At 68.8% G+C, this 8,797-nt stretch carries 7 protein-coding genes and 1 pseudogene; 5 read left to right on the top strand and 3 right to left on the bottom strand.

Features of this window, described 5'->3' with window-relative positions; all coding sequences use genetic code 11:
* Positions 1-100 precede the first annotated feature (100 nt).
* From ACFWPJ_RS16900 to ACFWPJ_RS16890, 3 genes are all read left to right on the top strand, one after another.
* Positions 101-946, top strand: a complete 846-nt coding sequence (locus ACFWPJ_RS16900) for a polyphosphate kinase 2 family protein (protein WP_378852303.1) — start codon at positions 101-103, stop codon at positions 944-946.
* Positions 947-1,019: 73 nt separating this feature from the next.
* Entirely contained in the window at positions 1,020-1,778 is a 759-nt protein-coding gene (locus tag ACFWPJ_RS16895; protein WP_378852301.1) for a DsbA family protein, read from the top strand.
* Positions 1,778-2,341 carry a vitamin K epoxide reductase family protein gene (locus ACFWPJ_RS16890; protein ID WP_378852307.1) on the top strand — a complete coding sequence of 188 codons (564 nt, stop codon included), beginning with the start codon at positions 1,778-1,780 and terminating at the stop codon, positions 2,339-2,341. The genes ACFWPJ_RS16895 and ACFWPJ_RS16890 overlap by 1 nt, the downstream gene beginning before the upstream one ends.
* On the opposite strand, the gene ACFWPJ_RS16885 is transcribed toward ACFWPJ_RS16890, so the two are convergent.
* Positions 2,338-3,429 carry a S1C family serine protease gene (locus ACFWPJ_RS16885; protein WP_378852299.1) on the bottom strand — a complete coding sequence of 364 codons (1,092 nt, stop codon included), beginning with the start codon at positions 3,427-3,429 and terminating at the stop codon, positions 2,338-2,340. The genes ACFWPJ_RS16890 and ACFWPJ_RS16885 overlap by 4 nt on opposite strands.
* Before the next feature lie 110 nt (positions 3,430-3,539).
* Here ACFWPJ_RS16885 and ACFWPJ_RS16880 point away from each other — a divergent pair, with 110 nt between their 5' ends.
* Both ACFWPJ_RS16880 and ACFWPJ_RS16875 read left to right on the top strand, forming a co-directional pair.
* A complete protein-coding gene (locus tag ACFWPJ_RS16880; RefSeq protein WP_378852297.1) occupies positions 3,540-4,592 on the top strand; it encodes an NAD(P)-dependent alcohol dehydrogenase in 1,053 nt (350 codons plus the stop codon).
* 49 nt (positions 4,593-4,641) lie between these two features.
* Positions 4,642-5,832: an AI-2E family transporter gene (locus ACFWPJ_RS16875; protein ID WP_378852295.1), complete on the top strand. Its 1,191-nt coding sequence runs from the start codon at positions 4,642-4,644 to the stop codon at positions 5,830-5,832.
* Positions 5,833-5,982: 150 nt separating this feature from the next.
* On the opposite strand, the pseudogene ACFWPJ_RS16870 reads toward ACFWPJ_RS16875, so the two are convergent.
* Positions 5,983-6,174, bottom strand: a pseudogene (locus tag ACFWPJ_RS16870) (type II toxin-antitoxin system VapB family antitoxin); the annotation flags it as partial.
* A 38-nt stretch (positions 6,175-6,212) separates the two neighbouring features.
* Positions 6,213-8,546: a 5-methyltetrahydropteroyltriglutamate--homocysteine S-methyltransferase gene (metE, locus tag ACFWPJ_RS16865; protein WP_378852305.1), complete on the bottom strand. Its 2,334-nt coding sequence runs from the start codon at positions 8,544-8,546 to the stop codon at positions 6,213-6,215.
* Between the last annotated feature and the right edge of the window lie 251 nt (positions 8,547-8,797).

Below are 8,797 nucleotides of genomic sequence, written 5' to 3'. Positions count from 1 at the left end.
GACACGCTGAACTCGGTGGTCGCCGATGTCAATGCGCTGGCAGGCAACGATTGCGTCGAGCTTGCCGGTCGATCGCACGCACTAGTGGTAGGCATGGGAAATGGCGAAGAACTGGGCACAACCCGTCACCGTCGCGCTGCGCGCCGATGGTCAGCGCGTCGCCGGCCTCGACACGTCGAGTACCCCCGGTTTCGCCGGTGACAAGCAGCAGGGCAAAACGCTGCTGAGCGAACGTGGCGTCGTCCTCTCGGACCTGCAGGAGCGGCTGTTCGCCAACGGCCGCACCGGCGACAAGCGCAGCGTGCTGCTGGTGTTGCAGGGCATGGACACCGCGGGCAAGGGCGGGATCGTGCGCCACGTCATCGGTTCGGTCGACCCACAGGGCGTCGACCACGCGTCCTTCGGCGTGCCGACCGAGGAGGAGAAGCGGCACGACTTCCTGTGGCGCATCCGCAAGCGACTGCCGGTGCCCGGCCAGCTCGGTGTCTTCGATCGATCCCACTACGAGGACGTGCTGGTGGCCAGGGTGCACGAACTCGTGCCGCGCGCGGAGTGGAAGCAGCGCTACGGCCAGATCAACGCCTTCGAACGTGAGGTCGCCGACGCGGGCACCACCATCGTGAAGGTGGCCATGTTCATCTCCCTCGACGAGCAGAAGCGCAGGCTGCGCCAACGCCTCGAGCGTGCCGACAAGTACTGGAAGTTCAGCCCCGCCGACATCACCGAACGCGGCTACTGGCCCGAATATCAGAAGGCCTACCAGGCTGTTCTCGAACGCACCAACACCGACTACGCGCCCTGGTACGTCCTGCCCGCCGACCACAAGTGGTACGCGCGCCTGGCTGTCACCGAATTGCTGATCGACGCGCTGACCGGGCTCGGGCTGGATTGGCCGCCCGCCGATTTCGACGTCGCCGAGCAGCTGCGGCGGCTCGACGCGTCCTGACGTCGATCTTTGAACAAACTCTCAGGTTCGGCCGCAATGATGTCCCCGTGGGGAGACAACCAACGAAAGGCGTGTGACGACGGTGAGCACGGGCAAGCAGAATCCGCTGGCGAGGGCCGAGGCAGCCGACAAGAAGCGCAAGCTGGCCATCCAGTTCGGTGTCGCCGCCGTCCTGGTCGCCCTGATCGCGGCGATCGGCATCGGCATCGCGGTGAACCGGTCGGACTCCGACAGTGAATCCTCCGCCACCGGCGCACAGCTTCCCGCGGTCGGGGGTGCGATCTCGGAGAACGGTTCGGTGGTGATCGGCAACCCGGACGCGAAGGTGAAAGTCCGCGTCGTGGCCGACCTGCAGTGCCCGGCCTGCCAGCAGTTCGAGGCCGCCAATGCCGCGGCGCTGGCCGACGCGGCGGCCGACGGAACGGCGGTCATCGAGTACCAGATCATCTCGTTCCTGGACAAGGCCTCGACCAACCAGTACTCCTCGCGTGCGGCCAACGCCTCGTTCTGTGTCGCGAAGTCGGACACGAGCAAGTACCAGGGCTGGCTGCAGACGATGTTCGAGAAGCAGCCCGCCGAGGGCGGCGCCGGCCTGAGCAACGCCGAGCTCGTCGAGATCGCCGTCGACGCCGGCTACACCGACCCGGCGGTGGCCACCTGCATCAACGACAAGCCCTACAACGACGCCATCAACCAGCTCACCGAGGCGGCGTTCGCCTCGGGTGTGAAGGGGACCCCGTCGGTGTACGTCAACGGTCAGCCGCAGCAGTCCAGGGATGTCCTGTACGGCGAGAACGGCCTGGCGTCCGTGATCGCTGACGCGGCCAAGTGATCACCACGCCCGCCCGCTCCGCCTGGCTGCTGCTGATCGCCGGGCTGGCGGGCTGGCTGGCGTCGTTCACGCTCACCGTCGAACGGTTCAAGCTGTTCGTCGACCCGGACTACGTCACCTCCTGCAGCATCAACTCGGTGCTGTCGTGCGGGTCGATCATGCAGACCGACCAGGCCGAGGTATTCGGCTTCCCGAACCCGCTGTTCGGCATCGTCGGGTTCTCGGTGGTCGTCACCCTCGCCGTGCTCTCGGTGGTCGGCATCGGCTTCCCGCGCTGGATCTGGGGCGGGCTGTGGCTCGGCAACGTCCTCGGCGTCGCCGCGATCTGCTGGCTGATCTTCCAGAGCCTGTACCGGATCAACGCGCTGTGCCCGTACTGCATGGTGGTGTGGGTCGTGGTGCCGGTGCTGTTCGCGGTCACCACGCAGGAGACCTGGGGCGGCTCGCGCGGTCCGATGGGGATCCTCGCCGAATGGCGGTGGACGCTGGTCGTCGTGTTCTACGCGGTGGTGCTGCTGCTGGTCTTCCTGAAGTTCCAGGACTACTGGCTGAGCCTGGTCTAGGGCGTTCCCGTCGCCAGCACCACGTCGACCGTGCGGGTCGTGCCGTCGGGCGCGGTGACGTCGAGCCGGATCAGATCGGCGGGCTTGCGCACATTGACGGCGGCGCTCAGCGCGCGGGCGGTGGTGATCGGCTGCCCGTCGACGGCGGTGATCACGTCACCCGCTGCGATCCCGGCCGCGCGCGCCGGCTGACCGTAGAAGGCCCAGTTCACCTGGGCGCCGGACGGATTCGCGTCGACGATCTGCACCCCGAGCGTGGCCGTCGGCCCGATGTGCACGGTCTCGGTCGGCGTCCCCGAGCGGATCTGCGCCACGATCCGCATGGCGGTATCGATCGGCACCGCGTAGCCGGTGGCCTGTTGCGGCTGGTATTCGGTGCGGGGCCGATCCCCCGAGGCGGCCGTGATCACCCCGACGACGGCGCCGGTGCTGTCGGCCAGCGCGCCGCCGGACTGCCCGCCGACGACGGGCGCGGCGATCTGCACCATGCCCCGCAACGACTTGCGGGTCAGGTCCGCGGAGTTCATCGCGACAATGCTCGCGTCGAGATCGGTGATCGGCCCGGCGACCGCGGTCGCTTCGCCGCCGTCGCCGCCCGCGTCGCCGATGGCCAGCACGTTCTGGCGGATCCGCAGCTCGGCGGAGGAGCCGAGGCGGGCCGTCGGCAGCCCCGATGCCCCGGCCAGCGACAGCAGTGCGATATCGGCGGTCGAGTCGTAGCCGAGGACGGTGGCCGGGTAGATCAACCCGTTCCCGATATCGGTGACCTTCACCTCGTCGGCGCCTTTGATCACGTGATGGCTGGTGAGGATCTGCCCGCCCTCGGTCAGCACGATGCCCGACCCGGCGGCGCTGCTCCCGAACCGCGTGGCGTCCACCGCGATATTGACCAGCGCGGGCTCCACCTGCGCGGCGACCAGGACCGGATCGAGCGGAATCGGCGGCGGTTCCTCCGCGACGGCGACGATCTCGCCCGTCGGCGGATCCCAGGGAAACTCCAGCTCACCGCGATATCCGAGGAACGCGCACACGCCGATCAGCGCGACGACCAGCGTCGCAAGCACCCGGCCAAGAGCGTGCACGCGCATGTCCTCTCTCGCGAGCCGACTACTCCATTGTGACCCCGATTCGCGGTAGGCCGGTCTCGATCCGGACGCGCCGGTTGGCAAACGCCGCATGCGACGGTAGGCATGTGTCCATGAGCACCGCAGCCGCCTACGCCATCCCCGCCCCCGACGGGTCCTTCGAGAAGGTCACGATCGAGCGCCGTGAACTCGGCCCCGACGACGTCGCGATCGACATCAAATACGCGGGCATCTGCCACTCCGACATCCACACCGCCCGCGACGAATGGGGTGGCACCAAGTACCCCTGCGTCCCCGGTCACGAGATCGCGGGCATCGTCGCGGCCACCGGCTCGGCGGTGCGCAAGTACAAGGTGGGCGATCGGGTCGGCGTCGGCTGCCTGGTGAATTCCTGCGGCAAGTGCGTGCCGTGTCTGGCCGGCGAGGAGCAGTACTGCGCCAAGGGCGCCACCTGGACCTACAACAACCCGGTTCCCGAAACCGCGCAGCCGGGTGGTTACACGATGGGCGGTTACGCCACCCAGATCGTGGTGACCGAGAGCTTCGTCGTCGCCATTCCCGACGGCATCGGCCTCGATGTCGCCGCGCCGCTGCTGTGCGCCGGTATCACCCTGTACTCGCCGCTGCGGCACTGGAACGCCGGGCCGGGCAAGAAGGTCGCGATCATCGGCATGGGCGGGCTCGGGCACGTCGGGGTGAAGATCGCGGCCGCCCTCGGCGCGGAGGTGACCGTGCTCAGCCAGTCGCTGCGCAAGCGCGACGACGGCCTGCGGATGGGCGCCGGCCACTACTACGCCACCAGCGACAAGGAGACCTTCCGGCAGCTGCGCGGCTCGTTCGACCTGATCATCAACACCGTCTCCGCGAACCTGCCGATCGACAACTACCTGCGCCTGCTCGCCCTCGACGGCACCCTGGTCATCCTCGGCCTGCCCGATCAGCCGATGAGCGTCACCGGCCGCAACCTCGCCGGGTTCCGGCGTTCGCTGGCCGGTTCGATGATCGGCGGCGTCGCCCAGACCCAGGAGATGCTCGACTTCTGCGCGGCGCACGGCATCGGCGCGGAGATCGAGCTGATCTCGGCCGACGAGATCGATTCCGCCTACGAGCGGGTCTTGGCCAGCGACGTGCAGTACCGCTTCGTCATCGACGCCGCGACGATCTGAGCCGCGCGCCAGCGCGCGCGAATCCCGCCGTCCTCGGTACCGTGACCGGGTGGCTGCCGATGACGAATCGACCCCTGGCCCCGCCGTCGCGGCACCGGTCGCGGCGGCGGACACGCTGCCGGTCGGCTGGTCGGTGCGCACCCCGCCGCGCTGGCTGCCGCGGTCGCTGCTCTACGCCACGCTCGCCATCGCCGGGCTGATCGCGGCGTTCTGGGTGCTCGGCAAGCTGCAAGGCCTGCTGACCATCCTGATGGTCTCGCTGTTCCTCGCCTTCGCGATCGAACCCGCCGTGAACTGGCTCGCCGCGCGCGGTGTCCGGCGCGGGGCCGGCACCGGTGTGGTGTTCGGCGGGATGCTGCTCGTGGTCGTCGCGTTCGTGTGGACGCTGGGCGCGCTGCTGGTCAACCAGGTGACCATGCTGGTGAGCAACGCGCCGGACTACATCCAGGACGTGGTCGACTGGATCAATTCGACCTTCGACCAGGACCTGTCCGGCGCCGACCTCACCAAGTACGCCTCGGAGTGGAGTTCGACGATCGAGGGCTATCTGGTCGGGCTGGCCGGAAACGTCTGGGGCATCGGCACTGTCGCGATCGGCGCGCTGTTCCAGCTGCTCGGCGTGCTGCTGTTCACGTTCTATTTCGCTGCCGACGGACCGCGCTTCCGCACGTGGGTGTGCTCGTTTCTGCCGCCCAGACAGCAGAAACACGTGCTGCTCGCGTGGGACATCGCGGTCGAGAAGACCGGCGGCTACATCTATTCGCGCGCGCTGCTCGCGCTGTGCGCCGCGCTGGCCCACTATGTCGCGCTGCGGCTGTTCGATGTGCCCTCGGCGTTCGCGCTGGCGCTGTGGGTCGGCGTGGTCTCGCAGTTCATTCCGACCGTCGGCACCTATCTGGCCGGTGCGCTGCCGGTGCTGGTCGCGCTGGTGCACGATCCGATCTCGGCGTTGTGGATCCTGCTGTTCATCGTCGCCTACCAGCAGTTCGAGAACTACGTGCTGCAGCCGCGGATCACCGCGACCACCCTGGACATGCATCCGGCGGTGGCCTTCGGCGCGGTGATCGCGGGCGCGGCGCTGCTCGGGCCGACGGGTGCGCTGCTGGCCATCCCGGTCACCGCCACCCTGCAGGGCTTCGCGGGCGCCTATGTCCGGCGCTACGAGGTCACCGAGGAGGCCGAGGCGCCGCCAGGGAAGAAGAAGCCCAAGCAGCCACCCGTCGAATCGTCGAGCGAGTAGGCGCCGCGATGGCCATCCTGCTGTTCATGCACGACGCCGGAACCACCCGACCCCGATCCCGCTACTCGGTTCCGTCCGCGGCCCCCGGCGGACCACCCACTCGACCGGCTGGCCAGTGACCTCGGCGATACGGTCGAAATCGTGGTCGCTGTCCCACCACATCGCGTTGGCCGTGGCTTCATGTACCGGCCCGTCAAAGTCACCGTTCATCATGACGCGCAGGTTCCGGGCAGCACTCTGACGCAACGCGACGCGCAGCGCAGCGTGCACGGTGTCCTTCTTCGTCGCGGTACCCAGCTCCTTCGCGGCCTTGGCCACCAACTCGTCATCCAGGTCGATCACCGGCACCGGATTTCCGATGCGCCCGTTGGTCGGCTTGTCTACTCCGCCGCGGCGGCAGCCGCAGCCTCGGCCTCGGCGGCCAGTGTCCGGCGACGGACACGGCGCGCGGCGGCGACCATATTGCGCAGCGACGGCTCGAGCTGCCAGTAGTGGCGGGTCTTGAGACCGCCGTCCGGGTTGGCCCAGAGCCGTTGCGGCGTCACGGCTTCGGCGGCCTGGGTGAGCAGCTCGTCGAGCTCGTCGATGTCCGGGATCCGCGCCGAACGGCTCTCGTACACGCCGGGGCCGACGCCGTGGCTGAGGCCGTGGCCGGTGGCGACGTCCTCGGTCAGCGCCTGCATGACCCATTCGATCGAGCGGGTCGCCACGATCGCGGTGACATCGGCGTCGAGCTGCTCGATCGCGTCGACCACCTCGGTGCGGCCGGAATAGCCGATGTGGGTGTGGATCTGGGTGTCGGCCCGCACGCCGGAGGTGGCCAGCTTGAACGCGCCGACCGCCCAGCGCAGGTACTCCTCGCGACCCACCGGACGCGCGGGCAGCAGCTCGCGGATGGCGGGCTCGTCGACCTGGATGATCGCGATGCCCGCCTTCTCCAGGTCGACCACCTCGTCGCGGATGGCCAGCGCCACCTGATCGGCGGTCTCGTAGAGCGGCTGGTCCTGGCGCACGAACGAGCGGGCCAGCATGGTGACCGGTCCGGTGACCATGCCCTTGACCGGCTTGCCGGTCAGCGACTGCGCGTAGGTGGTCCAGTCGACCGACATCGGCGCGGGCCGCGACACGTCGCCGTAGATGATCGGCGGACGCACACACCGCGACCCGTAGACCTGCACCCAGCCGAAGCGGGTGGTGGCGAACCCGTCGAGCTGCTCGGCGAAGAACTGGATCATGTCGTTGCGCTCGTGCTCACCGTGCACGAAGACGTCGAGACCGATGTCCTCCTGCAGCCGGATCGTCGCCTCGATCTCGGCCTCGACCTGCTTGCGGTAGTCCTGCTCGGACAGCCTGCCCTGGGCCACCTCGTGGCGGGCCTGGCGCAGCCGCACGCTCTGCGGGAACGAGCCGAGCGTGGTCGCGGGCACCACCGGCAGGTTCAGCCGTTCCTGCTGGGCGGCACGGCGCTCCACGTACGGTTCGCGCTCGCGCATGTCCGGGGTCACCGCGTACACCCGCTGACGCACCGCGTGCTTCTGCTTGAAGTGCACCTCGGTCGGCCGCTTGCGCCAGTGATCCGACGGGCCCTCGGTGAGCGCCTTGGCCAGCGAGACCACCTCGCCCACCTTCTGTTTGGCGAAGGCGAGCCGGTCGGCGACATTGCCGTCGATGTCGTACTCGGCGAGCACGTCGTAGGGCACGTGCAGCAGCGTGGTGCCGGTGGACACGACCAGGTCGGGGCAGACCTCGGCGATCGAGTTCAGGTAGTTCAGGGTGACGTACCGGTCGGCGCGCCACACGTTGGTACCGCTGATGACACCCGCGTAGAGCCGCTTGCGCTTGATCCCGGGGATCGCGGCCAGCTCCTCGGGCGTCATCCGGTAGGACGCCAGGTCAAGGCCGATCGCCTCGACATTGGTCGCGGCCAGGATGCGCAGCGCCTCACCGAAATCGCCGTACTGACCGGTGACCAGGATGCGCGGGCGCAGCGGCGCCTTGGACAGCCGCTGGTAGGCCTTCTCGAACGCGGCCAGCTCGGCGGGCGAACGCTCACCGGTGAAGCACGGCTCGTCGAGCTGCACGCAGGTCGAGCCGCGCTTGGCGAGGATCTCGAACAGCTCCTCGTAGAACGGCAGCAGCTTGTCGAGCAGGCTCAGCGTGTCGAACCCGGCCTCGCCGGGCACGTGCCCCGCCTTCGACAGCAGCAGCAGCGACACCGGGCCCAGCACGACCGGGCGCAGTTCGATCCCACGCTCGATCGCCCGGTCCCACTCGTCGAGCAGGGCCTCCGGATGCAGCGAGAACGTGGTGTCGGCGTCGAGTTCGGGCTGGCGGTAGTGGTAGTTGGAGCCGAACAGGCGCACCAGTTCGAGCGGCGGCAGGTCGGGATTGCCGCGTGCCATCAGGAAGTAGAAGTCCAGGGGGTGCATGCCCTCCTGGTACTCGGAGAACCGCGACGGCACCGCACCGAACAGCAGCGCGTTGTCGAGGATGTGGTCGTAGAAGGAGAAGGTGTTGCCCGGCACCTGCGTGAGTCCGGTCGCGGCCAGCTCGTTGAACTGACGCTCCTGGATGTCGCGGCCTACCGCGAGCAGTTCGTCGCGCTCCAGCGATCCGCGCCAATACGACTCGAGCGCACGCTTGAGCTCGCGGTGCGGACCGATCCGTGGATAGCCGAGAACACTCGATCCGAATCCATCGGTGACGTTGACCATGAACGGGACATCCCTTCCATCACCTGCCCGGAACCAGTCCAAGTGGTCCACAGAGCAACGCTGAGCTCGCGATACTTCGCCCGCCCGGGCTCCCCGGACCGGCACCATGCAGCTTAGGCGCTGACGTCGACGCGATCACCCAGCCCCGCACGACCCGACCTCGAGAAGGGTCCGCCGCGCAGCGGCGGGGGCGGCGGGCGGCGCGGGCCCGGGCGCCGGGCGCCCGGCCCGGCGCGCTGGCGCGGGTCCCC

The sequence above is a fragment of the Nocardia sp. NPDC058497 genome (assembly GCF_042720195.1).
Classification (GTDB): domain Bacteria; phylum Actinomycetota; class Actinomycetes; order Mycobacteriales; family Mycobacteriaceae; genus Nocardia.
Note: the sequence above shows the minus strand (reverse complement) of the source record. Positions and strands in the feature narration are given on the sequence as shown.